This window comes from Cellulosimicrobium protaetiae, assembly GCF_009708005.2.
Lineage (GTDB): Bacteria > Actinomycetota > Actinomycetes > Actinomycetales > Cellulomonadaceae > Cellulosimicrobium > Cellulosimicrobium protaetiae.
Genome location: NZ_CP052757.1, coordinates 4,514,870 through 4,541,071, shown reverse-complemented (window position 1 = coordinate 4,541,071; position 26,202 = coordinate 4,514,870). Strand labels below are relative to the sequence as shown.

Genomic DNA, 26,202 nt, shown 5'->3' with positions numbered 1-26,202 from the left:
CGGCATTCGAGGCGGAGTTCGACCACGGTCCGTGACACGGCCGTAACATCCCGGCATTCCGGACCAACTACGTTCCGGTCATGGACCCCACCGTCGCCGGTCTCGTGCCGGACACGCACGCGGGAGCGCACCTTCTCGCGATGCCACGCTCCCGCGGCGCGGCCCGCACGCCCGTGGACTCCCTCGCGCGCGCCTGGTTCGCCGACGCGGCGTGGACGACGCCGCCCGGCGGCGGGGGAGCGGCCCGGCCCATGGTCGGGGCGCGGTTCCGCGGCGTGGTGCCCGACGGCGTGGTCGTGCCGGGGGAGCTGCGGCTCACCGAGGGGGCGCGCGTCGTCGGGCCGTTCCCGCTCACGCCGCCGCAGACGCAGGCGCTCGACCTCGCGGTCGGGACCGCGGAGGTGTTCGCGCTCCACGTGGACGACCCGGCCCCGCGCGGGGCGCGGGTCGCGTTCGTCGACGACCGCGACGGCCTCGCGCGGGCCTTCGCCGCCGGGTTGCCCCAGGGTCTCGAGCTGCAGGTGCTGGGCTGGGCGGTCGCCGCTGCCCGCCGCGTCGGGGGTGCGGTCGTCGCGGACGGCCGGACCGTGCTCACGCCCGACCCGGCAGCGGGAGTGGACCTCACGCTCTACAGCGCCCAGGTCCTCGGGCCCGACGACGCGCTCGGGGTCCTGCGCACGACCGTCCCGAACGCGCGTGCGGTCGCCGTCCACCCGCGTCCGGACGGTCTCGCCGAGTACGTGCTCTCGGGCGAGACCTCGTACGACGGCGCGGTCCGGCTCGCGGCGCAGCGGGTCCCGCAGGTACCGCTCGCGCTCGGCGCGCTCGACTGGCGCGAGCACGGCCCGCACGCCTACCGCGTCACGTGGGTGCCACCGGACCCGTACGAGCTGGAGGTCGAGCACCCGTCGGGTCTGCACGTCATCGCGCGCTCGCGCGCCCGGGTGCTCGTGGCGCGCCTCGCGGCGATGCTCCAGGGGCGGCTCGCGGGCACGCTCGTCGACGACGGCGGGTTCGTCGTGCGCGACCTCGACCTCGACGAGCGGCTCACGCCGGTGGCGACGCCGACGACGCAGTTCTGGGTCTGACCGACGGCGTGCGCACGGGGCGCGCGTCCTGGCCGACCCGGGCGTGTCGGCCAGGCGAACTGTCCACAGATTTCGTCCACAGGGCTGTGGGTCGCGTGGGAACGGCGCGGGGCCGCCTGTGGACGAACCTGTGGCCTTCGCGACCGGCCAAATGACATCGCCGGGAACCCTTGCAGGCCCTTCGGGTGAGGACTACAAACGTGCTTAACGGCCCGGACGGGCGCACACGGACGACGGTGTTCCGGCACGCAGGGCCAGACGGCCCCGCCAGGAGCGCACGACGGCCCGGCGCGAACGCGAGGGCACGGCTGACCGGAGAACGGTGGACGACCCGCGACCCCCTGCTGCGGGGCTGCGCGCGACGGCGCAGGTTCCGACCGGACCCGGAAGGCCGACCGCGATCGGCGTCACCGTGCCTGCCCGGGACACCTCGGGCAGGCTCGACGGCGCCGGGCCGCCACGTCGCGAGCGGCGCCCCGACGGGCCTCCGGCCCGACCGCCCCGGGGTCGCGCGGACACGGCGAGGCCCCTCGGAATCCTGCTCCGAGGGGCCTCGCTGCCATTGTCCCGCGGTGCCGCCGCGCCGCGAAGACCCGTCCGCGGGTCGGTGGGCCGGGTCCGTCCGCCACGCCTACGCTCGTCGCATGAGCAACCTCGAGACCCGGCCCGAGGAGCGCGTGTGCTCCGCGGGCACCTCTGACCGTGAAGGCGCCGGCGCGGCGCCGGCGGTCGAGATCCTCGAGCACCGCGACGTCCCGCTCGGCGGCACGCGCGCCATGCGGGTGCGGCGCACGATCCCGCAGCGCGCACGCTCGCTCGTGGGGGCGTGGTGCTTCCTCGACCACTACGGCCCGGACCCGCTGCCCGCGATCGGCGACGGGACCGACGGCATGCAGGTGCCGCCGCACCCGCACACCGGGCTGCAGACCGTCACGTGGCTGTTCGCGGGGGAGATCCTGCACCGGGACTCTGTCGGGTCGCTCCAGACGGTCCGTCCTGGTGAGCTCAACCTCATGACCGCGGGCCGCGGCATCTCGCACTCGGAGGAGTCGCCGCGGGGTGTCCGCCCGCCCGTCCTGCACGGCGTCCAGCTCTGGGTCGCGCTCCCGGGCGACCGTCTCACGGACCCGCCCGCGTTCGAGCACCACGCCGACCTCCCCGTGGCGACGGTCGGCGGCGCCCGCGTGCAGGTCTTCCTCGGCTCGCTCCGGGTCGACGGCACCGCGCTGCGGTCGCCCGCGACCACGTACTCGCCGCTCGTCGGGGCGCAGGTCGACCTGGAGCCCGGGGCGCGCGTGACGCTCGACGTCGACCCCGGTTTCGAGCACGGCCTGCTCGTCGACGACGGCGCGGTGCGGCTGGAGGGCGAGGCGATCCCGCCGTCGTCCCTCGGCTACGTCGCGCCGGGCCGCGCGACGCTCACGGTCGAGGCCGGGCAGGAGGGCCCCGCGCGGGTCGTGCTCGTGGGCGGCGAGCCGTTCGGCGAGGACATCGTCATGTGGTGGAATTTCGTCGGCCGCTCGCACGACGACGTCGCGCGCGCCCGCGCGGAATGGCAGGCGCAGCTCGTGGTCACCGGCGGCGAGGGCCCGAACCACGGCGGCACCCGCTACGCCGAGGGCGCGCGCGACGGTCGCTACGGCGAGGTCGCCGGCTACGACGGCGGCCCGCTCCCCGCGCCCGCCCTCCCCGACGTCCGCCTGCGCCCCCGCACCCGCCCGGGCGCGCCGAGGTAGAGCCCCGGTCGCGCGGGGTGGAACCGGGGTTCTATCTCGGCGGACCAGGGTTCTACCTCGGCGGTCAGTAGACTGCGGCGCATGGCCAAGAACACCACGCCCGACTTCGTGCTGCGCCCGTTCGAGGGGCTGCCCGGAGAGACCGACTGGGTCGCGATGCGCGAGGTCGTGCCCTCGGCCACCGCGACCGCCCGCACGACCGCGGAGCACGGGGCGCGCGACGTCACCGTCGTCACCGTCCTGCCCGCCGGCTGGGCGGCGCTGCACCGCCAGGACGGCGCGATCCTCCTCGCGGTCCAGACGCTCGCGGGCTCGGGTGACACGAGCCGCGACCTCGCGGCGGCGCTGCTCGAGGCGATCGACGCCGAGCCCGGCACGTCCATCGAGATGAGCGCGCTGCCCGACGCCGGCCCGCGCCTCCAGGACGTCCTCGACCTCGCGGTCCCGTTCGACGTCACGGTCCACGAGGACTTCGCGTTCTGGCTCGACCCGGCCGAGGAGATCACGCCGGACCTGCGGGCCTCGCTCGACCAGGCGGCCGAGTCGATGGTGCCCACCGTCAAGCTCGACGCCGTCCCGTCGGCGTACTGGTGCCGTATGTCGCGCGAGTTCGTGCGCTGGGCGCGCCCGGAGCCTGAGGACGCGCTCATCGACGCGATCTCGCGCCTGCACGCGCGGCGCGAGTCGGGCCTCGCGGGCGGCAAGTTCGTCGGCGCGTTCCGGTCGAGCGGGCTGCTGGTGCCCGTGTGGGAGCTGCCGCGCGGGACGGAGGCCGACGAGCTCGAAGGTCCGGTCGCGGAGCTCGACGCGCGCCTCACCGAGGCGCTCGCCGTCACGGAGCCGCTCGACGCGAACGAGCGCCGTGCGCGCGCCGGGATCGTGTCCCGCCAGGTGACCCTGCGCTGAGGTCTGTCGCCCGACGACGGCCCGCCGGCACCCTGTCGGCGGGCCGTCGCGTCTTGTAGGATCCGGGGGACCTGGGAACGCAGCCCGGTCGTCCTGCGAAGATCCCGAGCGGATCCGCTGGTGGAACGACGACACTTCTGCGGCCAACTCTTTGCACTACTAGGCTGGACGGCGTGAACGCGGACCATCGGTCGACTGAGTCGGGGAACAACACGGGCACTGCTCCTGCGGGCGCGGCGAGCACGCCGCCGCCGACGTACCTCTCGGCGTCGGGCACGCGGGCACGGACGCCGCGCCCCGTCGTCGGCGACGGCCGGACCGGCCGTGCGGTGCGGCAGCGTGTCGCGGTCATCATCCCGGCGAAGGACGAGTCGCGGCGCATCGCGGCGACGGTCCGCGCGGCCAAGGCGATCCCGCACGTCGACCTCGTGCTCGTCGTGGACGACGGGAGCGAGGACGACACCCAGCACGTCGCGCGCGAGGCGGGCGCGGTCGTCGTGCGCCACTCGCACAACCGGGGCAAGGCCGCGGCCATGGAGACGGGCGCCGCCGTCGTCGCGATGCGCGACGCGGCCGACCGGCCCCCGCGACTCCTGCTCTTCATCGACGGCGACCTCGGCGAGACCGCCGTGAACACCGCCCCGCTCGTCCCGCCCGTGCTCGACGGCTACTCCGACGTCTCGATCGCGCTGCTCCCGCCCCAGCCCGGCGCGGGTGGACGCGGGATCGTCGTCGGCGCCGCCCGTCGCGCGATCCAGTCCCTCACGGGGTGGACCCCGACCCAGCCGCTCTCCGGGATGCGCTGCCTCACGCGCGAGGCGTTCGAGGCCGCGACCCCGCTCGCGCGTGGCTGGGGCGTGGAGACCGGCATGACGATCGACCTGCTCCGCAAGGGGTACGTCGCGGTCGAGGTGCCGTGCGACCTGCGCCACCGCGCGTCGTCGAACGACCTCAAGGGGCAGCTGCACCGGGCCGCGCAGTACCGTGACGTGCTCCTGGCCGTGAACGCTCGCAAGGTCCGCTCCGCCGTCGACCGCGTGCGCACGGCCGACCACCACTGAGGCCCCGGAACCCGAGTCCCGGGCCGCCCCGGAGTCCCGGGCCGACCCTTGCGGCCGTGCCGCTCCGAGGTCAGGCCTCGAGGGAGGGCTCGCGCCCCGCCTGGGCGGTCTCCACGTCCGGGTTCCGGACGGTTGGGCTCGCCCCGGTCGTCGGAGGGTCGTCCGCCGTGGTGGCACCGCCGGCGGCGTGCAGGGCCGCGACGGTGAGCAGCGGGACGGCCGGGATGAGTGCGATGAGCGCGATCCGCACCCCGAAGTCGTTGACGAGCGAGCCGGCGACGCACACGATCCACAGGGCGAGCACGGTCGGGCGCACGAGCGGCCACGCCTCCTCCGTCCGCGCGAACCACGCGGGGGTGAAGCGCCGCGGCCAGAACAGCAGGAGCGCCGCCGCGACGAGGACCGCGATCGTGAGCCACACCGGGACGCCGCCCAGCACGGAGCGGGCCGCGTAGCCCGCCTTGCGCAGCAGCGTGTCCCACGCCGAGCCGTCGACGACCTGCCCGACGAACCGGCCCAGGTGCGAGCGCTCGTCGGCGGGGCGCAGCCAGTCCAGCACGCCGACGGCCGCGACGAGCCCGACCCCCGCGGCGGCGACCAGCAGGAAGCGCCGCCACGTGACGCGCGCACCCGACGCGGCGAGCCCCAGCACGGCGAACGCGGGCACGACGACGAGACCGCCGCCGAGGTCGGCGCCGAGCGTGGGCCAGACGTCCACGACCATCGTGACGAGGCCGATGGTGCCCACGACCGTCGCGGCGACGTAGCGGCGGCCCCGGGCCACGAGCCACTGGGCCAGGGCCGCGGCCACGACGAGCGCCGCGACCGCGTACACGGAGAACGTCGGGTTGCCGAACCCGTAGAACCGCGCGCCGAACGTCGGCGCGGAGCCCAGGGGGCTCGCCCGGTTGAGCGGCGTCCCGACGAGCGCGTCGAGCGTGAGGACGGCGAACGTGATGCCCGCGACGATCCCGGGCCCGAGCCACACCGGCCGGCGCGGGGCGAGCGCGCCCAGGCCGGCGACGGCCGCTGTCGCGAGCACCGTGGACACGACGATCGCGAGGGTCTGGTTCCCGAACCGCCACCACCCCGTGAGCGACACGAGGAACGCCGCGGTCGGGACGGCGGCCACGACGAGCGCGGCACCGCGGGCCCAGTGCGCGGCCCGGGACCACCGGGCGCGCGCACGGTCGCCCGTCGCGCGCGCCGCGCGCGGCGCCAGCAGGAGGCACAGCCCGGCGACGACGAGGCCCGCGTAGAACGGCACGTCCACGAACGCGGTGTAGACGGCGCGGCGCACGTGGTCGCGCGACGTGAGGTCGGCGAGGGCGTCGGCGGTGGACGCGGCGTCGAGCGGGCGGGGCGAGCCCCAGGCCAGCGGGGTGTCCTGGATGCGCGCGGGCATCGTGCCCGCGGTGGTCCCCGCGGCGTCGAGCACCGTCGCCGGGACGTCGAGGACGCGAGCGACGCCGTCCGTCCGCGTGGCGGCGCTCGTCAGGTACCGGGCCTGCTCGGGGCCGTCGAACGACGGTCGCACGAGCGTCGCGCCGAGCGCCGGCCGGGTGCCCGGCGTCCCCGCGACGTCGACGACGAGCACGGTCGTCCCGCTGGGCACCTCGTCCAGCACGGCGCCGACGGTGGCGTCGACGGACGCGAGCCGGTCCGTGCGCAACGAGGCGCGCAGCGCGGCGCGCTCCTCGGCGGGCAGGTCGGGGTCGACCGGCGGTGCGGTCGCGTCGCCCGCATCGACGACGGTCACGGGGCACGCGAACGCGTCGCCCCCGGGCGTCGTCACGGACGAGACGTCGCGGTAGCGGGCCACGTCCCCGGAGGAGTCCGCGAGCGCGAGCGCGGCACCGGGGCCGACGGCGGTCGCGCACACGGCGGATGCCGAGCCGGTCGTCCCGTCTCCGGCGAGCGCGTCGCCGAGCACACCGAGGTGCGCCTGGTAGCCCGAGCCCTGCTGGAGCGCGACGAGGTCGTCCCACCCGTCGACCCGGGCGCCGCCGGCCGCGCCGTCGTCCGGGACGGGCTGCACGGTCGGGCACGCCCAGGTGCCGTCGGGTGCGCGCTCGGTCGCGACCTCGGCGAGCTGCCCTGCCGAGAGCGCGAGCCAGCCGCCGACCGTGCACCGGCTCGCCGCGCCCGTGGGCTGGGCGACCCCACCCGCGCCGGCCCCGTCGGTGAGCAGGGCGTGCAGCGTCGGCGTGGTGGCGGCGGTGACGTCGCTCCACGTCACGCCCGTCGTGCCGACGACGACGAGCGGTCGGTCGGTCGCGATCGCGTCGGCGCGGGTCACGGTCGCCTCGCTCCCGGCGCGCGACGCGGCCGACCCGGGGCGCTGGTCGACCGAGCCGAGCACGGCCGACGCGAGCAGCACGACGAGCAGGAGCCCCCCGCCCACGGTGAGGAGCATCGTGGGCGTGCGCCGGATCCCCGGCTCCGGTACGCCGGAGGTCGCGCGCGCGGGCGAGGCGTCCGCGAGGAACCCCGGCACGATCATCGTCGTCGCGACGACGACGACCATGACGGCGATGATGACGCCCGAGTCGTTGAGCACCGAGCCGACGCCAGCGACGACGACGAGCGCGACCACGAGCTCGCGCAGCAGCGGCCATCGTTCGTAGGCCTGGGCGACCTCGGGCAGGCGGAAGCGGTCCGGACGCAGCGCGGCCACGGCGACGAGGACGACGAGCACCGCGGCGAGCGCGCCCGCGGGCTGCGCGACCGTGTCCCAGGCGCCGAGCGCCTTGCGGCCGATCACCTCGAGCGCGGCCCCGTCCATGACGCTCTGGACGAACCCGCCGAGGTGGGAGCTGCCGCCGGGCAGCAGCCAGTCGACGACCGCGACCACGGCGACGACCGCCACCGTGAGCCCGGCGACGACCAGGGCGCGCAGCCACGTGATCCGGACCCGCCCGACGAGCAGCGCGAGCACGGCGAACGCGGGGACGAGCGCGAGGATCCCGCCGAAGTCGGCGCCGAACGCGGGCCAGCCGTCGATGACGACGGTCACGGCGCCGACCGCCACGACGAGCCAGGCGGCGAGCCGCCGTCGTCCGCGGGCCAGGGCGGCCGTCGCGAGCCCGCCCGCGAGCACGAGGCCCGCGACGGCGTAGACGGCGAACGTCACGTTGTTGAAGCCGTAGAACCGCGTGAACCCGACGACGGCGGACGTCCCGAGCAACGACGCCTGCTGGAGCGTCGTGCCCGTCGCGCCGTCGACGGTGAGGACGAGCCACGTGACGCCCGCGAGCGCGGTCGGCAGCGCCCACGGGCGGCGCGGGAGCAGCCGGGACACGGCCCACGCGACGAGCGCGACGAGGACGGCGCTCACGGCGAGCGCGAGCGTGAGCGCGGGCGCCGGGGCGCTCCACACCCACCAGCGCGACAGGCTCGCGAGCGACGCGGCGACGGGCGCCGCGGCGGCGATCATGAGCACGGCGGACAGCACACGTCGGCCGGTCGGGCCGGGGCGCGGGGGGAGCCCGCGGCGCGCGGCCGAGCGACGTGACCACAGGGCACTGCCGAGCGCGACGACGAGGGTCGCCACGAGCAGCCCGACGAGCACCGGGTAGAGCGTAGGGATCGTGCTCGTGAGGACGTTGAGGTACTGCCGGTTCTCGACCGTGCGCGCGACGTCCATGCGCCGGACCTCGCCCAGGGTCATCGGTGCGCCGTCGAGCCCCTCGACGCTGCCGCCGGCCGACTCGACGACCGTCGCCGTGAGGTCGACGAGCTGGACGAGGCCGTCCTTCTGCGTGCTGGGGGAGTGCAGCCAGCGGCTCGTGGGCTCGCCCTTGCGCCAGTCGACGACGACCTGGAGCCCGGGCTCGCCGACCGGCCCCGCGGACACGCCCGCGACGAGCACGCGGGTGCCGCGGTCGACCTCGTCCATGACGCGCGAGAGGGCGTCGTCGAGCTCGTCGAGGCTCTCGCCCCGCCCCGCCGAGGAGTCGACGATCTCGCCCTGGTCGACGACGGTGACGTCGCACGCGTCCAGGTCCCCCGCGGGCAGCGCGGCGAGGGCGGGGGCGTACCGGTCGACGTGCCCCGCGGGGTCGGCGAGCATCACGGCCGCGCCGGGGCCGACCGCCGTCGTGCACACGCCGGTCTCGCCGAGCCGCGTGGCGAGCGTCCCGGGGGCGTGGTGCATCGTGGGTGCGGTCGCCGCCTCCTCGGACGGGGCCGTCAGCGTCGCCCAGCCGGGCACGTCGGCGGGCCGCGCCTCGGGCGCGGTCGCACCGGACGTCGTCGTGGCCGGGACGGGCAGGGGAGGGCAGCCCGTCGTGGGCGCCTCGGTGCCGGTCGGCTCTTCCTCCTCCGTCTCCTCCGCCCCCTCCGTCGCGGGGGTGGAGGTCGAGACCATCTGCCCGGCGGAGAGCGTCAGCCAGGCGTCGGTCGTGCAGGTGGTGCGCCCGAGGTTCAGCGACGCGACGGACCCGGTGCGGATCATCGACCACAGCGTGGGTGTCGCGCTGGGCGAGACGTCGCTCCAGTACAGCCCCGCGACGGCGACCAGCACGATCGGCCGAGGGTCGTGCGTCGGCACGGTGGCGTCGCCGGCCGCCGTCGTGCCGGCGGCGGCGGTGCCGGCCACCGTGCCGGTCGGGGTCGCGGACGCCGAGGGGGCGACGACCACTCCCAGGAGGGTGAGCAGGGCGAGCACGCCGGCCGTCACGAGCGCCGTCGCCCGGGCTCCGCCCTGCCGCCACCGACGAGCGGGGAGCGGGCGGGCAGGGGGGAGCGCGGCGGCCGGGATCGTCACCCGACCAGCCTACGGGGGCGCCGTGGGCCGTTCCCGACCCGGGCGAGGCGTCGTCGCAGGTCCGCGCGGGACGCTCACCAGGCCTCCACCGCGGAGGGCGGCGGGAGCCCGTCGGGCGGCCGCTCCTGGACGACGGCTCAGGCGGTGCGGACCACGAGCGCGCCGGGGTCGACGCGCGACTCGATCTCGACGGCGAGGCCGAGGACGTCGCCGTCGACCTGCGCCTGCTCGCCGTCCTCGACGCGCACCCGCACGCGTCGGGCGCGCGCGTGGTCGATGCGCCCGATCTTGGCGGGCAGGTCGTTGCGCACGCCGAGACCCTGCATGACGACCTCCCCGAAGAGCTGCGCCCAGCCCACGACCCCACCGCGCGTGTCGATCGCGGCGATGTCCAGGATCCCGTCGTCGATCACCGCGTCGGGCAGGAGGGTGAGACCACCGGGGAGCCGCCCGCAGTTGCCGATGAGGAGCGAGCGCAGGCGGGCGTCGACGGGCGGCGTGTCGTCGAGCTGGAGGCTGGCACGCATCCGGCGCCCGTGCAGGTGCCGGATCCCCGCGACGAAGTAGGCGACCCAGCCGACCTTGGCCTTGAGGTCGTCGTCGGTGTCGGCGACCATCGCGGCGTCGAACCCGAGGCCCGCGATGACGAGGAAGATGTGCTCCGTCCCGGCGTCGCGTGCCGGGTCGAGCGGCACGGCCCCCGTGCCCTCCGCGCCGGCCGTGTCCTCGGCGTCCGCCCAGCGCAGCACGCGCACCCAGCCGACGTCGATGGGCCGGTCGGTCCCCGCGATCACGACGGCCAGCGCGGCGCGTGCGTCTCCCACCGGGAGGTCGAGGTTGCGCGCGAGGAGGTTGCCGGTGCCCACCGGGACCAGGCCCATGGTGCGGCCGCTGCCCACCATGGCCTCGGCGACCGCGCGGACCGTGCCGTCGCCGCCCACGGCGACGACGACGTCCGCGCCCTGGGCGAGCGCCGCGCGCGTCTGCCCGACGCCCGGGTCCTCGACCGTCGTCTCGAACCACAGCGGGTCGGGCAGCGCGGCGTCGGCGAACGCGCCCCGCACGACCGCCTCCAGCCCCGCGACGTCGGGCTTCGACGGGTTGGCGACGAACGCGACGAGCTCGCGCGGGTCGTCCTCGACCACCGGCTCCTCGGCGGGGGGCACGTCGCCGTGCGCGCGGCGCTGCCGGGTCTGCTGCGCACGCAGACCCAGCGCGACGACGAGCGCGACGACGGCGACGGCGAGCGCCGCGATCGCGAGCCAGAGCGTCCAGGACATGGCGACACCGTAGCGGGGCCGGCGCGGAAAGGGGCCGCGACCGCGGACCGCGCAGTTCGTTAGGCTGCTGGCGTGATCGACCTCCGCCTCCTGCGCGACAACCCCGACATCGTCCGTGCCAGCCAGGTCACCCGTGGTGACGACCCCGCGCTGGTGGACGCCGCCCTCGACGCCGACGCCCGTCACCGCGCCGCGCTGAGCGAGTTCGAGAGCCTGCGCGCCGAGCAGAAGTCCCTCGGCAAGCAGGTCGCCCAGGCGCAGGGGGAGGAGAAGCAGGAGCTGCTCGCGCGCACCAAGCAGCTCGCGGCCGACGTCAAGGCGCGCCAGGCCGACGCGGACGCCGCGGCGGAGGAGCTGCGCGGGCTGCTGTACCGCATCTCGAACGTCGTCGCGGGCGCGCCCGCCGGCGGCGAGGACGACTACGTCGTGCTGCGCGAGGAGGGGACGATCCGCGACTTCGCGGCGGAGGGCTTCACGCCGCGCGACCACCTCGACCTGGGCGAGGGCCTGCGCGCGATCGACACCGAGCGCGGCGCCAAGGTCTCGGGCGCCCGGTTCTACTACCTCACGGGCGTGGGCGCGCGCCTCGAGCTCGCGCTGCTCAACGCCGCGATGGACACCGCGATCGCGGCCGGGTTCACGCCCGTCATCACGCCGACGCTCGTGCGCCCCGAGGTCATGCAGGGCACCGGGTTCCTCGGCGCCCACGCGGACGAGATCTACCGCCTCGAGAAGGACGACCTCTACCTCGTCGGGACGAGCGAGGTCGCGCTCGCGGGCTACCACGCGAACGAGATCGTCGACCTCTCGGGCGGGCCGCTGCGCTACGCCGGGTGGAGCGCGTGCTACCGCCGCGAGGCCGGATCGCACGGCAAGGACGTGCGCGGCATCATCCGCGTGCACCAGTTCCACAAGGTCGAGATGTTCTCGTACTGCGACCCGGCCGACGCCGAGGCGGAGCACCAGCGCCTGCTCGGCTGGGAGGAGCAGATGCTGCGCCTCGTCGACCTGCCGTACCGCGTCATCGACACCGCCGCGGGCGACCTCGGGTCGAGCGCCGCGCGCAAGTTCGACTGCGAGGCGTGGCTGCCCACGCAGCAGCGCTACCTCGAGCTCACGTCGACGTCGAACTGCACGACGTTCCAGGCGCGCCGCCTCAACGTGCGCGAGCGCGTCGAGGTCGACGGCAAGAACGAGACGCGGACCGTCGCGACGCTCAACGGCACGCTCGGCACGACGCGCTGGATCGTCGCGATCCTCGAGAACCACCAGCAGGCCGACGGCTCGGTCCGCGTGCCCGAGGGCCTGCGCCCGTACCTCGGCGGACTCGAGGTGCTCGAGCCGGTGGTTGCGTGACCGACCCCCTGGTCCCGGAGGACGCGTCCGGGCCGATGCTCGTCGCGCTCGACATCGACGGCACGCTCATGTCCTACGACCAGGAGCTGTCGGACGACGTGCGGGACGCCGTCGCCGACCTCCGCGCGGCCGGCCACCACGTGGTGCTCGCGTCCGGTCGCTCGCTCCTCGCGATGACGCCCGTCGCGGAGATCCTGGGGATCGACCGCGGCTGGGTGGTCGCGTCGAACGGCGCCGTGACGGCGCGGCTCGACCCGGACGAGCCCGACGGCTACGTCCTGGAGGACGTCGTCACGTTCGACCCGGGACCGGCCCTGCGGCTCCTGCGCGAGCACCTGCCCGACGCGCGGTACGCCGTCGAGGACGTGGGCGTCGGGTTCCGCATGAACGAGCTCTTCCCGGACGGCGAGCTCGACGGCGTGCACCGCGTCGTCGAGTTCGACGAGCTGTGGTCGGGCGAGGTCACGCGCGTGATCGTCCGCTCGCCGGGGTCCACGAGCGAGCAGTTCCACGACCTCGTCGAGCGCCTCGGCCTGGACGACGTGACCTACGCCGTCGGCTGGACGGCGTGGATGGACATCGCGCCGCTCGGCGTCACGAAGGCGACCGGGCTCGAGCTCGTGCGCCGCGCGCTGCACGTCCAGCCCCACCGCACGGTCGCGGTCGGCGACGGGCGCAACGACGTCGAGATGCTCCGCTGGGCGACGCACGGCGTCGCGATGGGCCACGCGGACGCCGTCGTGCAGGCCGCCGCCGACGAGGTCACCGGCTCGATCGAGGACGACGGCGCCGCCCACCTCCTGCGCAGCCTCCTGCCCTGACCGCGAGGTAGAACCGCAGGTCGCGAGATGGACCTGGCGGAGCACTACCTCGTGACCTGCGGCCCTACCTCGACGCGTCGTTCGCGCTGCTCCTCGCCGACCCGCACGCGCTCGTGGTCGTCGCGCAGGCGGGGGACGACGTCGTCGGCTACCTCGTGGCACACCGCCACGCGACGCTCTTCGCCAACGCGCCCGTGGCGTGGGTCGAGGAGGTCATGGTCGACGTCGGTGCGCGCCGCCGCGGGACCGGGCGCCTCCTCGTGGGCGCGGCCGAGGAGTGGGCGGGCCGCGTCCGGGTCGGCGTACGTCGCTCTCGCGACGCGGCGAGCCGCGCCCTTCTACGAAGCGCTGGGCTACGACGCGTCGGCGACGTTCTTCCGGAAGCTCCTTCCGCCGAGGTAGAGACACGGTCGTCACCAGGCCTCCAGCTCGCGGTACCCGGCCGTACCCTCGCGCTACCGGGCCGCTGCCTCGCGGTCGGTCAGTCGCGGGGCTCGCGCGCGGTGAGGACGACCGGGCCGTCCGGGGTGATCGCGACGGTGTGCTCGCTGTGGGCGCCCCGCGACCCGTCGGCCGAGCGCAGGGTCCAGCCGTCGGGGTCGGTGTAGATCTCGTCCGTGGTCTCGAGGAACCAGGGCTCGATCGCGATGACCAGGCCCGGCTTGAGCGGGAACCCGCGCTTGCGGCGGCCGTCGTTGGGGACGTGCGGCTCGCCGTGCATCGTGCGGCCCACGCCGTGCCCCCCGAAGTCGGTGTTCACCGTGTAGCCCGCCGCGTGCGCGACGTCGGCGATGGCCGCGGAGATGTCGCCCGTCTTCTTGCCGGGCTGCGCGGCGGCGATGCCCGCCTCGAGCGCGCGCTCCGTCGTCTGGATGAGCTTCGCGTCAGCCTCGCCCAGCGCACCCGCGCGCGGAGTCCCGACGACGAACGACAGCGCGGAGTCCGAGACCCAGCCGTCGACGGACGCGGCGAAGTCGATGCTCAGCAGGTCGCCGTCGCGCAGCGCGTAGTCGTGGGGGAGGCCGTGCAGCACGGCGTCGTTGACCGACGTGCAGATGACCTTGCCGAACGGGCTCGCGCCGAACGACGGGTGGTAGTCGATGTAGCAGGACTCGGCCCCGCGGTCGCGGATCATCTTGTGGGCGACCTCGTCGAGCTCGAGCAGGTTCGTCCCGACCTTCGTGGCCGCGCGCACCGTGGTGAGGACGTCGGCGACGAACCGTCCTGCGGGTCGCATCTGGTCGATCTCCCGCGGGGTCCTCAGCTCGATCATCGTGGTCCTTCCGGTTCGCAGGTCGTGTGCCCGAGGACGCGCGGCGGCATCGGGTGGTGCCACGGCGTCGCGTGGTGCGACGCGGGCGGGCCTCCCCACGATATCGGTCCGCCGCGCAGCAAGCGCTTGCATCGATCTGCTCACGATGTGGCACGGCGCCTCGCCACGCACCCCGTGCCGTGGCAGCATCACCCGTCGTGGCAGGTATCGACGACGTCGCCCAGGCCGCCGGGGTGTCCACGGCGACCGTCTCGCGCGCCCTGCGCGGCCTGCCCAACGTCTCGGAGGCGACGCGCCTGCGCGTGCTCGCGGAGGCGGCCAGGCTCGGGTACGTGCCCACGCCGTCCGCGTCGTCGCTGGCCACCGGGCGCACGCGCACGATCGGCGTCCTCACGCCGTGGGTCAACCGCTGGTTCTTCGCGAACGTCATCGAGGGGGCAGAGCGTGCCCTGCGCGACCTGGGCTACGACGTCCTGCTGTACACGTTCGACGTCCGCCGGACCGCGTCCCGCCGCCGGGTCGACCCGAGCGTCCTGCGCCACCGGGTCGACGGGACCCTCGTGGTCGGGCTGCCGCTGGACGACGACGAGGTGCGCTCGCTCCTCGGGCTCGCGCGGCCGCTCGCGTTCGTCGGCTCGGGTCCCGCCGACCAGGTGACGGTCCGCCTCGACGACGTCGCGACCGGGCGGGCCGCCACGCGCCATCTCCTCGACCTGGGGCACCGGGTGATCGGCCACGTGACGGGGGTGCCGGACCTCGTGTCGTCGTGGTCCCCGCCGGTGGAGCGAGCGCGGGGCTACGTGCGGGCCCTGGAGGAGGCGGGCGTCCTCGTCGAGGAGGAGCTCGAGGTGAACGGTGACTTCGACGTCGCGGGCGGGCGCGAGTCCACCGCGGAGCTGCTGTGCCGCCGCCCGGACGTGACGGCCGTGTTCGCGGCGTCGGACGAGATGGCGATGGGGGCGATCCTCGCGGCGCGGGACCTGGGGCTGCGCGTCCCGGAGGACCTGTCCGTCGTGGGCGTGGACGGGCACGACCTCGGCGAGCTCGTCGGGCTCACCACCATCGCCCAGGACGCGTACCAGCAGGGGTTCGACGCCGCGCTCCTCCTCCTGGACATGATCAACGGCGCCCCGGTGCCGGAGAGCCTCACGTACCCGACGGAGCTCGTCCGGCGCGGTTCGACCGCCCCGCCTCGCGCCCGCCGCTGAAGGCCTCGCCCGACCGGTGGCGCGACTCGTCGCGCGCTCCGTCCCCGCGCGTGGGAGCGTGGCCAGGGAAGGCCGAGCCGAGAGAGCGCGCACCCGGCGCGCGTGACGGAATCGTTACGCAAACTCGCCTTCCCTGTGCTTGCGGCGGCGCGATGCAACCGCTTGCATGGTGACTAGGGCGAGAGCGCACCCGCGCTCGCGACGTCGCGACGCGCCCGGTCCTCACCGGACCGGGGTGACGGCGTCCGTACCCACGACGAGGTGGAGGCTGAGATGACCAGGACCACGAGGACCAGCGCGGCACGTCGCCGCACGCTGGCGGTCGCCGCCGGCGGCGCGAGTCTCGCGCTCGTGCTCGCGGCGTGCAGCGGCGGGGGCGGCGGCGGTGGCGACGACGAGTCGCCCAGCGCCGAGGTGGACTGCGCCGACTACGAGCAGTACGGGGACCTGTCCGGCAAGACGGTGACGGTGTACTCGACGATCGTCGACACCGAGGCGGAGCAGCAGCAGGCGTCGTACGAGCCGTTCGAGGAGTGCACGGGCGCCACGATCGAGTACGAGGGATCCAAGGAGTTCGAGGCACAGCTCCCGGTGCGCATCCAGTCCGGCAGCGCGCCCGACATCGCGTACCTGCCGCAGCCCGGTCTGCTGCGCCGCATCGTGGCCGACTTCCCCGACGCGATCCAGCCGGTCGGCGAGGACGCCGCCGCGAACGTCGACCAGTACTACACCGAGTCGTGGAAGGAGTACGGGACCGTCGACGGGACCCTCTACGCGACCCCGCTCGGCGCGAACGTGAAGTCGTTCGTCTGGTACTCGCCGTCGATGTTCGCCGACGCGGGCTACGAGATCCCCACGACGTGGGACGAGCTCATGGAGCTGTCCGACCAGATCGTCGCCGACAACCCCGGCGGCGACGTCAAGCCGTGGTGCGCGGGCATCGCATCGGGCGAGGCCACCGGCTGGCCGGCCACCGACTGGATGGAGGACGTCGTCCTGCGTACGGCCGGTCCCGAGGTCTACGACCAGTGGGTCAACCACGAGATCCCGTTCAACGACCCGCAGATCGCCACGGCGCTCGCCACGGTCGGTGACGTGCTGAAGAACGAGGAGCTCGTCAACGGCGGCCTCGGCGACGTGAGCACCATCGCGACGACCGAGTTCACCGAGGGTGGCTACCCGATCATCGACGGCCTGTGCTACATGCACCGGCAGGCGACGTTCTACCAGGCCAACTGGACGACCCTCGACCCCGACCTCACGGTCGCGGAGGACGGCGACGTGTGGGCGTTCTACCTCCCGGGCGAGACCGCGGACGACAAGCCGCTGCTCGGTGGCGGCGAGTTCGTGGCCGCCTTCACCGACCGTCCCGAGGTCCAGGCGTTCCACGCGTACCTGTCGAGCCCCGAGTGGTCGAACGCGAAGGCGAGCGTGACCCCGCAGGGCTGGATCAGCGCGAACAACGGACTCGACCCCGAGCTGCTGCAGTCGCCCATGGACCAGCAGGCGTACGAGCTGCTCACGGACGAGAGCTACACGTTCCGCTTCGACGGTTCCGACATGATGCCCGCCGCGGTGGGCGCGGGCTCCTTCTGGACCGAGATGACGGAGTGGATCGCGAGCGACAAGTCCGACGAGGCCGTGCTCGACGCCATCGAGGCGTCCTGGCCGACGTCCTGACCCGCGGGCAGCCCGGGGCCTGACGGCGCGGCACGAGCCGCGCCGCGGGCCCCGGGCTCGCACGTCGACCCGGGGGCGGGTCGTCCGAGGGGGCCGACCCTCGGGCGACCCGTCCCCGGCGTCCTTCCCGCCGAACCGTTCGTCCCGGCCGCGGCCGGTCATCTCAGGAGCCCTCACATGGACTGGTTGCTCGACCCCGACGGAACGGGGGGCAAGCTCGCGGTCATGCTCGTCGCGATCCTGCTCTTCGTCGTCGTCATGGGCCTGATCCTCTTCCTCGTCGACCGGCCGAGACGCGTGCCCGGGTGGGTCGTCGCGCTCGCGTTCGCCGGTCCAGCCGTCGTCATGCTCGCGTTCGGGCTGCTCTATCCGGGCCTTCGCACGATCCGCGACTCGTTCTACAACCGCACGGGCTCCGCGTTCGTCGGGCTCGACAACTACGTCACGGCGTTCACGCGGGACGAGTTCCAGATCGTCCTGCGCAACACCGCGATCTGGGTCATCGTCGTGCCGCTCGTGTCGACCCTGCTCGGCCTGATCTACGCGGTCGTCGTCGACCGCTCTCGCTTCGAGAAGTTCGCGAAGACGCTGATCTTCATGCCGATGGCGATCTCGATGGTCGGCGCGGGCATCATCTGGAAGTTCATGTACGAGTACAAGCCGGCGAGCCAGCCCCAGATCGGCCTGTTCAACCAGGTCCTGGTCTGGCTCGGGCTGGAGCCGCAGCAGTTCCTGCTCAGCGCACCGGCGAACACGTTCTTCCTCATCCTCGTGATGATCTGGATCCAGGCAGGGTTCGCCATGACGATCCTTGCCGCGGCGATCCGGGCCATCCCGGACGACATCGTCGAGGCCGCCCGGCTCGACGGCGTCGGCGGCATGCGGATGTTCCGCTACATCACGGTGCCGAGCATCCGCCCGGCCCTCGTGGTCGTCCTCACGACGATCGCGATCGGCACGCTCAAGGTCTTCGACATCGTCCGCACGATGACGGGCGGCCGCTTCGAGACGTCGGTCGTCGCCAACGAGTTCTACACGCAGGCGCTGCGGCAGGGGGAGCAGGGGCTCGGGGCCGCGCTCGCGGTCATCCTCTTCGTCCTGGTCATCCCCATCATCGTCTACAACGTGCGGCAGCTGAAGCAGGCGGAGGAGATCCGATGAGCACCCCACTGTCTGCCTCCGTGCCCGACGCCCCGCTCGTCGACGAGACCGTCGAGGAGGGCAGCGGCAAGGGCATCGTCGCGGGCCTCGACGCACGGGCCGGAAAGGTGCGGCGCAAGGTCTCGTCGCGTCCGGCGTCGATCATCGCGATCGTCCTGGCGGTCCTGTGGACGATCCCGACGTTCGGGCTCCTCGTCACGTCGTTCCGCCCGCCGCGGGAGATCCGGCGGACGGGCTGGTGGGAGGCGTTCGCCAACCCCGAGTTCACCTTCGACAACTACACGGACGCGCTGTTCGGCGGGTCGACGAGCTTCGCGACGTACTTCATCAACTCCCTCGTCATCACGCTGCCCGCCGTGATCATCCCCATCACGCTCGCCTCGCTCGCCGCGTACGCGTTCGCCTGGGTGGACTTCAAGGGCCGCAACCTGCTGTTCGTCGCCGTGTTCGCGCTGCAGATCGTGCCCATCCAGGTCACGCTCGTCCCGCTGCTCACGCAGTACGTCAACTGGGGGATCGACGGGTCGTTCTGGCCGGTGTGGCTGTCGCACTCGATCTTCGCGCTGCCGCTCGCGATCTTCCTGCTGCACAACTTCATGAAGGACATCCCGCGCGAGCTCGTCGAGGCGGCCCGCGTCGACGGCGCCGGGCACGTGAAGATCTTCTTCCAGGTGCTCATGCCGCTGCTCGTCCCGGCCATCGCGGCGTTCGGGATCTTCCAGTTCCTCTGGGTCTGGAACGACCTGCTCGTCGCGCTGACGTTCGCGTCGGGCCAGGACACCGCGCCCATCACGGTGCGTCTCGCCGAGCTGTCGGGCTCGCGTGGCGCGAGCTGGCACCTGCTGCCGGCCGGTGCGTTCATCTCGATGATCGTCCCCGTGGCCGTGTTCCTCGCGCTCCAGCGGTACTTCGTGCGCGGCCTGCTCGCGGGGTCGGTCAAGGGCTGACGCCCACCCCGCCGAACCTGGTGCTGTGGCCCGTCCCGCGCGTCGGACGGGCCACAGCGGCATGCTCGGCGGTCGACGACCCGTGCGGGAGCGGTCGTAGAGTCGGGCGGTGCCCACCCGATCCGCCGCCCTCGACCGCGTCCCGGTCCCGGCGCTGTTCGTCGTCTCGGGGCTGACGCAGTACCTGGGCGCGGCGATCGCCGTCGGGCTGTTCGCCGTGGCCGGTGCGGTCGAGATCGGGTGGCTGCGCGTGGCCGCCTCCGCGCTGCTCCTGCTCGCGTGGCGGCGCCCGTGGCGACGCCGCTGGACCCGTCACGACCTCGCGTGGGTCTGCGTGTTCGGGGTCGCGCTCGCCGCCATGAACCTCGCTTTCTACGTCGCGATCGACCACCTGCCGCTCGGGACGGCCGTCGCGATCGAGTTCCTCGGGCCGGTCGCGGTCGCCGCGGTCACGGGCAGCGGATGGCGCGAGCGGGGCGCGATCGCCGTCGCCGCAGTGGGCGTCGTGCTCCTCGCCGGCGTGACGATCGAGTCCGGTCTACCGCGCGAGGACGCGGTGCTGGGCCTCGCCGCGATCGGCGTCGCGGCGGCCTGCTGGGCGGCGTACATCCTCCTCGGACGCCGTGTCGCGGTCGCCGGCTCCGGCGTCACGTCCCTCGCGGTCGCGATGACCGTGGGCGCGCTCGTGTTCGCGCCGTTCCTCGCACCCGCCGCCGTCCCCGTGCTCGGCGACTGGCGGTACGTCGTGGCGGTCGCGGGGATCGCGCTCTTCTCGTCCGTCGTCCCCTACGCGCTCGAGCAGGTCATCCTGCGTCGCGTCAGCGCCGCGACGTTCTCGGTGCTGCTCGCCCTGCTCCCGGCGACGGCCGCCGCCGTGGGCGCCGTCGTGCTGCGGCAGGTCCCCACGGTGCCCGAGCTGGTCGGGCTCGCCCTCGTCTCCGGCGCGATCGCCATGACCGCGTCACGCCGCGGCGGGCGCGACGGCGGGTCGGCGGACGACGGCGAGGTCCCGCTCGACCCGCCGCCCGCCTGACCGGTCGGCAGCCCGCGCCGGGCCGTCACCGTCGTCGGCGCGACGTCACCTGCACGTCAGAGGTACTGGCCCGGAGACGGCCGCCCGTCGTGCTCGTCGGGGTGCGCGCCGGGCCGGCCGGGCACGCCACCCGGGCCGCCGGGCCCCATCGGCGGGAGCGAGCCGGGCGGCAGCGCGCGGCGGATCTGGGAGAGCTGCGCCTGGGCGGCCATCTGCTGGGCCACGAGGGCGGTCTGGATGCCGTGGAACAGGCCCTCGAGCCAGCCGACCAGCTGGGCCTGGGCGACCCGCAGCTCCGCGTCCGTCGGGACGGTGTCGTCGGAGAACGGCAGCGTGATGCGGTGCAGCTCCTCGACCAGGTCCGGTGACAGCCCCTCCTCGAGCTCGGTCAGCGAGCGCTCGTGGATCTCCGCGAGGCGTGAGCGGGCGGCCTCGTCGAGCGGCGCGTCGCGGACCTCGTCGAGGAGCTTCTTGATCATGCCGCCGATCCGCATGACCTTGGCCGGCTCCTCGATGACCGTCGCCGGGTTGCGCTCCGGGTCGGTCGAGTCGTCGCTCTCGACGACGCTCACCCCCGTGCCGTCCGGCATGACCACCGTGGCCCGTGCGGGCGCGTCGGTGGCGTCGTCGTCCGGGCGCGAGCCGGGCTCGTCCGGCGTCGGCTCGTCGGGGCGGGGTGCGGGGGTCTCGTCAGCCATGGGTCCAGTCTGGCGCGTGGCGCCCACGCACGCACCGACGCCCGTCGCGGACGGCCGACCGCGCGTCACGGGACGAGCAGCACCTTGCCGAAGACCTCGCCCGAGTCGAGCAGCTCGTGCGCCCGCGCGGCCTCGTCGAGGGGGAGCCGGGCGTGCACGACCGGGCGGACCCGCCCGTCCTCGACCATCGGCCACACGTGCGTGAGCACCTCGTGCACGATGCGCGCCTTCTCGGCCGGCGGGCGCGCCCGCAGGGTGGTGCCGGCCACGGTCGCGCGCCGGGAGAGGAGGCGGCCGAGGTCGAGCTCCGCGTGCCGGCCCTTCTGCATGCCGATCACCACCAGCCGCCCGCCCGTGGCGAGGACGTCGAGGTTGCGGGGCAGGTACGCCGCGCCCACGACGTCGAGGACGACGTCGGCGCCGTGCCCGCCCGAGGCGTCCCGCACGGCCGCGACGAAGTCCTGCGCGCGGTGGTCGACGGCGAGGTGCGCCCCGAGCGTGAGGCACCGGTCCGCACGGTCGCGCCCGCCCGCGGTGACGGCGACGCGGGCGCCGAGCGCCGCGCCGACCTGGACCGCGACCGTCCCCACCCCACCGGAGCCCCCGTGCACGAGCAGCCACTCGTCCGCGACGAGGCGACCGACGTCGACCACGTTGCTCCACACCGTGCACGCCGCCTCGGGGAGGGCGGCGGCGTCCACGAGGTCGACGCCGTCGGGGACGGGCAGGACCTGCGTCGCGCGGACGCGCACCTGCTCGGCGTACCCGCCGCCGTCGAGGAGCGCCACGACGCGGTCGCCGACCGACCACCCCGAGACCGCGCTCCCGACCACCGCGACCGTGCCGGAGACCTCGAGCCCGGGCCAGTCGGGTGCCCCCGCCGGCGGGGGGTACGAACCGGCGCGTTGTAGCAGGTCAGCGCGGTTCACGCCAGCGGAAGCGACCTGGACCACGAGCTCGTCCGGGCCAGGGGTCTGGTCAGGGAGCGCGGAAACCGTTAGTTTCTCAGGGCCACCCGGGCCCGATATCGTGACGCCTCGCACATCGCCGAGACTACGCGGACCGGCCGGGGTCGCACCGGTCCACCGCCGGAGCACGGCGGGGACGGGACGAAAGTCCGGGCTCCTCACGGATTAGGTCTCCGGGGGATGTGCACCGATAGTTAGTACGCACGACCGGGGAGCGAGCCCGGGAGGTGACGCTGCCACGCGCGCCGACCGGACCGCCGAACGGGTGGACCATGGTGATGGAGGCAGGTTCGTATGCTCCGCAGGTTGAGCGTCCGCGGGAAGATCCTTGCGGCTCTCGCGGTGCCCGTCCTCGTCCTCTTCGTCGCCGCCGCGATCATCTCGGCGCAGGCCATCGGGTCGGCGCGCGACGCCAGCCAGACGAGCGCGCTCGTCGGGGCGCTCGCGGCGCAGGACGCGGCGGGGACCGAGATCGCGGCCGAGCGCACGTACTCGTTCCTGGACGCGTTCGCGGGGTCGGAGGACAGCGAGGCGCAGATGATGGCGCAGCGCGAGAAGACCGACAAGGCGCTCGACGCGCGCGACCGCGCGTACGAGAAGCTCAACACGTCGGCGCTCGACCCGCGCGTGCGCGACGCGGTCGCCGACACGATCGCCGACCGCTCGGACCTGCAGTCCGTCCGGGAGGCCATCGACCGGTCCTCGATCGGTCAGCTCCAGCGCAACTCGCGGTACAACACGCTGATCGACGACGCGCTCAACGTCCCTCGCGTGCTCGCCGACACGACCCCCGACCGCAGCCTGGCGCAGTACCTCAGCACCTACGTCCTCCTCGACGAGCTCCTCTCGCAGCTGGCGCTCGAGCAGCCGTTCGCGGGCGCCGTCCTCTCCGCCGCGCAGGTCGGCCAGGAGAGCACCACGACGAGCCAGCAGGCCGCCGTCCTCGTGACCACCGGTGACACGCTCGCGGAACGTACCCGTACGGCCGTCCGGCAGCTCCCAGGTGACTACGTCCTCGCGACGCCGACGGCGGCGTACCAGCAGGTCCGCCAGAACCTCATCGGTTCGCGACCGGGGGCGACGCCGGCGAACCTGGCGGCACAGTGGCCGGACCTCTCGCAGGCGGACCGCGACCAGACGACCCCCGTGCGTGACGGGATCCGGAACGACACGGCCGAGAAGGCGTCCGACCTCGCCTCGGCGGCCACGACCCGCGCCGTCGTCACGATCCTCGCGACCCTCGCCGCCGTCTTCGCCTCGATCCTCGTCGCGGGCTTCATCGCCCGCGCGATCGTCAACCCCCTGCGACGGCTCACCGACGCGGCCGAGGACGTCCGTGACCAGCTCCCGAGGCTCGTCGAGCAGGTCGCGGTCCCGGGCCAGGGCCCGGGCATCGACCTCACCCCGATCACCGTGGAGTCCACGGACGAGGTCGGCCAGCTCGCGACCGCGTTCAACGACGTGAACCAGACGACCATCAAGGTCGCGCGCGAGCAGGCCGCTCTCCGTGGCTCCATCGCCGAGATGTTCGTCAACGTGGCCCGCCGCGACCAGGTGCTCCTCAACCGGCAGCTCGCGTTCCTCGACGACCTCGAGCGCTCCGAGGAGGACGCGGGCACGCTGTCCAACCTCTTCCGCCTCGACCACCTCGCGACGCGAATGCGCCGCAACGCGGAGTCCCTCCTCGTCCTCGCAGGCATCGACTCCGGTCGCCGGGTGCGTCAGCCCATGCCGGCCTCGGACGTCATCCGTACGGCGTCCTCCGAGATCGAGCTGTACGACCGCGTCCGCCTGAACCTGGTCGTCGACCCGCTCATGCTCGGGCACAACGCGCTCAACGCCGCGCACCTGCTCGCCGAGCTCCTCGAGAACGCGACGATGTTCTCCGAGCCGCACACGCCGGTCGAGGTCACGACGGGCCGCGACGAGCACTTCGTCTACGTGACGGTCCGTGACCACGGGCTCGGGATGACGCCCGAGGAGATCGCGGAGGCGAACCGGAAGGTCGCGACGCACGCGGCCTCGGACGTCGTGGGTGCCCAGCGCCTCGGCCTCTTCGTCGTCGGTCGCCTCGCGGACCGCCTCGGTGCCAAGGTCCGGTTCAGCACCAACGGTGACGACCAGGGGACCGAGGTCGTGGTGTCCTTCCCGGGCGTGCTCTTCGTCCCGGACTCGAACGTCCCCCTCCCGCAGCCCACGGACCCGCTGGACACGAGCACGCAGGCCGCGGCCCAGCAGCTCGCCGGCACGGGCGTGCTCCCTGCGCTCCCCGCGGCCGGGGCAGCCGGCCCGGCCGCGCCGTCGCTCCCCGCGCCCGCGGCGACGGCGTCGTTCCCGACCGTCGAGCCGGAGGCGCCCGTCGCGGTGCCCGTCGACCTCGACGCCCTGACCGACGGCACCACGCAGACGGGCATGCCGCGCCGTCGCTCGCGGACGGTCGACCCGGCCGCGGCAGCGCCGAGCGCGTCGTTCGCGTCCGGGCCGCAGACGGGTGCGATCGTCCTGCCCCCGCTCGCGACCCCGTCGCTCCCGGACCAGCTCCCGGCGGCGGACGAGGCGTGGACGCCGCCGGCCGAGGTCGCGGCCGCCGGGTCGGCCCTCCCGAGCCGGTCGCGTCCGGCGGCGGGACCGGTCGAGCCCGTCTCGGCGGAGATCCCCGTCCTCGACGTGAGCACCCGAAGCGCCCTCTTCTCGAGCTTCCGCCCGGTCGGCGACCGCCCCGCGGGCGAGAACCCGGTGGAGCTCCCCACGGCGCCGGACGTCACCGCGACCGACATCCCCCTCGTCGCGGAGACGCCGACCGACCACGTGGCCGCGCAGGGCGTCTGGACCCCGCAGGAGACCGTCGAGCCGGCCGCGAGCACGTGGGCGGACCCGGCCTCGGAGCCCGAGGCATGGAGCCCCGAGCCGGCGTGGGCCCCGGAACAGCCTGCGGAGCAGACCTGGAACCCGGAGCCTGCGGCCTCGTCGTGGGAGCCGTCGTCCGTGTCGGACGCCCCGCTGGACGCCACGCGCGTCGTCCCGGCCGTCCCGGCGGAGCCCGTCGACGAGTCGACGGTGGCGCGCGTCCCGCTCGCGCGACGGACCCCGGTGGCCCCGGAGCCGGCGGCGCCGTCAGCCCCGGTCGCCCCCGCCGCGCCGACGGACGTCCCGGTCGTGGCGAGCGGCCCCGAGGCCGGCACGACGGCCGAGGAGATCCCGGAGGAGCTCACGTTCGAGGCGCTGCCGCGGTTCGAGGAGCTCATGGCCGACCTCCCGACGCGACGGTCGTTGCGTGAGAGCCAGGCGCGCAAGCGGGGTATCTTCGGTCGGCGCCCGCGCACGACGGCGACGCCCCAGGCGGCGCGTCCGACCGGCCCGTCGCCGGAGGCCCTCGCCTCACGCCCGGCCGGTGCGCCGTCTGCCCCGTCGCCGTCCGTGCCGGCACCGGGCGCCGCGCCGCTCGCACCGACCCCGTCGGCGCTGCGGCGGGAGCCGGAGGCTCCCGCGCGGGCGTCCGCGTTCGCCCCCCGTGCGGCGGAGCAGCCGTCGAGCGCGGCCTCTCCGTTCGCCCCCGAGGCCCCGGTCGCCCCCCAGCCGGAGGCGCACGCCCCGGCGTGGGCGGCCGAGCACCGGCCGGTCGGGGACGTCCACGCGGTCCCGGGCGCGGGCTTCGCGGCGCCGGAGCCCACGTACCCTCCCGTCGAGACGCGACCCGAGCAGGTGGCCCAGCCCGTCGGGCACGCCGCCGCGGGGTCCGGGCCGGAGGGGTACGGACCGCCGAGCCCGCTGGTGCGTCGGCAGGTGTCCGACGCGATCGAGCCGCTCGAGGCCGGGTACATCGCCGACTCGGTCGAGGCCCGGTCGGACTGGATGGCGTCCGCTGTGCTGTACGAGGAGATGTCCACCCTGCTGCAGGGCAGCACCGACTTCCAGGAAGCGACCTTGGCGGACCCGAACGACGGCATCTACCAGCCCCTCACGGTCGACGCGACGACGACGTCGGGCCTCGCCCGGCGCGCGCGCGGCGAGGAGCGCGAGGGTTACGTCGACCGCTTCACGGCGAGCATCGACCGTGACCCGGAGCAGCTGCGGGCACGCCTGTCGGCCTTCCAGTCGGCGACCGCCCGCGGTCGTGTCGAGGGCCAGGACGAGACGAGTTCGACGTGGAACCCCCAGGCCATGGATTATGTCCCTGATTCAGCGCCGCAGGCGCGGTGATGACATGCCGTCTGCGGC

The 26,202-nt window shown here is 74.6% G+C and carries 17 protein-coding genes and 1 pseudogene; 13 read left to right on the top strand and 5 right to left on the bottom strand.

From position 1 onward, the window contains the following. The first annotated feature begins 80 nt into the window (after nt 1-80). The 4 genes from FIC82_RS19530 (at nt 81) to FIC82_RS19515 (ending at nt 4,791) form a co-directional block, all read left to right on the top strand. A complete protein-coding gene (locus tag FIC82_RS19530; RefSeq protein ID WP_154799587.1) occupies nt 81-1,088 on the top strand; it encodes a hypothetical protein in 1,008 nt (335 codons plus the stop codon). Between the two features lie 644 nt (nt 1,089-1,732). Beyond that, nucleotides 1,733-2,824 (top strand): pirin family protein, encoded by a 1,092-nt coding sequence (locus FIC82_RS19525; RefSeq protein WP_154799586.1) that lies wholly within the window; start codon nt 1,733-1,735, stop codon nt 2,822-2,824. An 81-nt stretch (nt 2,825-2,905) separates the two neighbouring features. Next, nucleotides 2,906-3,730 carry a DUF5926 family protein gene (locus FIC82_RS19520; protein ID WP_154799585.1) on the top strand — a complete coding sequence of 275 codons (825 nt, stop codon included), beginning with the start codon at nt 2,906-2,908 and terminating at the stop codon, nt 3,728-3,730. A 173-nt stretch (nt 3,731-3,903) separates the two neighbouring features. Then, nucleotides 3,904-4,791 carry a glycosyltransferase family 2 protein gene (locus FIC82_RS19515; RefSeq protein WP_418884338.1) on the top strand — a complete coding sequence of 296 codons (888 nt, stop codon included), beginning with the start codon at nt 3,904-3,906 and terminating at the stop codon, nt 4,789-4,791. 70 nt (nt 4,792-4,861) lie between these two features. Here FIC82_RS19515 and FIC82_RS19510 read toward each other — a convergent pair whose 3' ends face one another. Continuing rightward, complete coding sequence (locus FIC82_RS19510) at nt 4,862-9,559, bottom strand: hypothetical protein (RefSeq protein ID WP_154799583.1); 4,698 nt, start codon at nt 9,557-9,559, stop codon at nt 4,862-4,864. Nucleotides 9,560-9,696: 137 nt separating this feature from the next. Further along, nucleotides 9,697-10,839: a diacylglycerol/lipid kinase family protein gene (locus FIC82_RS19505; protein ID WP_154799582.1), complete on the bottom strand. Its 1,143-nt coding sequence runs from the start codon at nt 10,837-10,839 to the stop codon at nt 9,697-9,699. 72 nt (nt 10,840-10,911) lie between these two features. Between FIC82_RS19505 and serS the strand changes: the two genes are divergently transcribed. From serS to FIC82_RS21350, 3 genes and pseudogenes are all read left to right on the top strand, one after another. Then, nucleotides 10,912-12,195: a serine--tRNA ligase gene (gene serS, locus FIC82_RS19500; protein ID WP_168732143.1), complete on the top strand. Its 1,284-nt coding sequence runs from the start codon at nt 10,912-10,914 to the stop codon at nt 12,193-12,195. 35 nt (nt 12,196-12,230) lie between these two features. Next, a complete protein-coding gene (locus FIC82_RS19495) occupies nt 12,231-13,016 on the top strand; it encodes an HAD family hydrolase (protein ID WP_154800597.1) in 786 nt (261 codons plus the stop codon). A 56-nt stretch (nt 13,017-13,072) separates the two neighbouring features. Then, nucleotides 13,073-13,345: pseudogene (locus FIC82_RS21350) on the top strand (GNAT family N-acetyltransferase); the annotation flags it as partial. Nucleotides 13,346-13,497: 152 nt separating this feature from the next. Here the strand turns inward: FIC82_RS21350 and map are convergent. Next, a complete protein-coding gene (gene map, locus FIC82_RS19485) occupies nt 13,498-14,289 on the bottom strand; it encodes a type I methionyl aminopeptidase (RefSeq protein ID WP_154799581.1) in 792 nt (263 codons plus the stop codon). A 197-nt stretch (nt 14,290-14,486) separates the two neighbouring features. Between map and FIC82_RS19480 the strand changes: the two genes are divergently transcribed. From FIC82_RS19480 to FIC82_RS19460, 5 genes are all read left to right on the top strand, one after another. After that, a complete protein-coding gene (locus FIC82_RS19480; RefSeq protein ID WP_168732142.1) occupies nt 14,487-15,497 on the top strand; it encodes a LacI family DNA-binding transcriptional regulator in 1,011 nt (336 codons plus the stop codon). Between the two features lie 273 nt (nt 15,498-15,770). Continuing rightward, the gene (locus FIC82_RS19475) at nt 15,771-17,177 is read left to right on the top strand and encodes an ABC transporter substrate-binding protein (protein WP_154799579.1); all 1,407 of its coding nucleotides are present in this window, start codon (nt 15,771-15,773) and stop codon (nt 17,175-17,177) included. Between the two features lie 177 nt (nt 17,178-17,354). Then, nucleotides 17,355-18,338: a carbohydrate ABC transporter permease gene (locus FIC82_RS19470; RefSeq protein WP_154799578.1), complete on the top strand. Its 984-nt coding sequence runs from the start codon at nt 17,355-17,357 to the stop codon at nt 18,336-18,338. Next, entirely contained in the window at nt 18,335-19,285 is a 951-nt protein-coding gene (locus FIC82_RS19465) for a carbohydrate ABC transporter permease (protein WP_154799577.1), read from the top strand. Before FIC82_RS19470 ends, FIC82_RS19465 begins: the two co-directional genes overlap by 4 nt. Before the next feature lie 109 nt (nt 19,286-19,394). Beyond that, nucleotides 19,395-20,318, top strand: a complete 924-nt coding sequence (locus tag FIC82_RS19460; protein ID WP_168732141.1) for an EamA family transporter — start codon at nt 19,395-19,397, stop codon at nt 20,316-20,318. A 56-nt stretch (nt 20,319-20,374) separates the two neighbouring features. Here the strand turns inward: FIC82_RS19460 and FIC82_RS19455 are convergent, their stop codons facing one another. Beyond that, nucleotides 20,375-21,016, bottom strand: coding sequence for a bacterial proteasome activator family protein (locus FIC82_RS19455; RefSeq protein ID WP_168732140.1), 642 nt, complete (start codon nt 21,014-21,016; stop codon nt 20,375-20,377). Between the two features lie 65 nt (nt 21,017-21,081). Next, nucleotides 21,082-22,059: an NAD(P)H-quinone oxidoreductase gene (locus FIC82_RS19450; RefSeq protein WP_168732139.1), complete on the bottom strand. Its 978-nt coding sequence runs from the start codon at nt 22,057-22,059 to the stop codon at nt 21,082-21,084. Between the two features lie 231 nt (nt 22,060-22,290). Between FIC82_RS19450 and FIC82_RS19445 the strand changes: the two genes are divergently transcribed. Beyond that, complete coding sequence (locus FIC82_RS19445) at nt 22,291-26,184, top strand: sensor histidine kinase (protein WP_168732138.1); 3,894 nt, start codon at nt 22,291-22,293, stop codon at nt 26,182-26,184. Nucleotides 26,185-26,202: the final 18 nt, after the last annotated feature.

What these genes read in the sequence shown, in the direction of transcription:
- FIC82_RS19495 (WP_154800597.1), top strand. Translation starts at nt 12,231, where the DNA reads ATGCTCGTCGCGCTCGACATCGACGGCACGCTCATGTCCTACGACCAG.
- FIC82_RS19520 (WP_154799585.1), top strand. Translation starts at nt 2,906, where the DNA reads ATGGCCAAGAACACCACGCCCGACTTCGTGCTGCGCCCGTTCGAGGGG.
- FIC82_RS19505 (WP_154799582.1), bottom strand. Translation starts at nt 10,839, where the DNA reads ATGTCCTGGACGCTCTGGCTCGCGATCGCGGCGCTCGCCGTCGCCGTC.
- FIC82_RS19475 (WP_154799579.1), top strand. Translation starts at nt 15,771, where the DNA reads ATGACCAGGACCACGAGGACCAGCGCGGCACGTCGCCGCACGCTGGCG.
- FIC82_RS19465 (WP_154799577.1), top strand. Translation starts at nt 18,335, where the DNA reads ATGAGCACCCCACTGTCTGCCTCCGTGCCCGACGCCCCGCTCGTCGAC.
- FIC82_RS19455 (WP_168732140.1), bottom strand. Translation starts at nt 21,016, where the DNA reads ATGGCTGACGAGACCCCCGCACCCCGCCCCGACGAGCCGACGCCGGAC.
- FIC82_RS19525 (WP_154799586.1), top strand. Translation starts at nt 1,733, where the DNA reads ATGAGCAACCTCGAGACCCGGCCCGAGGAGCGCGTGTGCTCCGCGGGC.
- map (WP_154799581.1), bottom strand. Translation starts at nt 14,289, where the DNA reads ATGATCGAGCTGAGGACCCCGCGGGAGATCGACCAGATGCGACCCGCA.
- FIC82_RS19470 (WP_154799578.1), top strand. Translation starts at nt 17,355, where the DNA reads ATGGACTGGTTGCTCGACCCCGACGGAACGGGGGGCAAGCTCGCGGTC.
- FIC82_RS19530 (WP_154799587.1), top strand. Translation starts at nt 81, where the DNA reads ATGGACCCCACCGTCGCCGGTCTCGTGCCGGACACGCACGCGGGAGCG.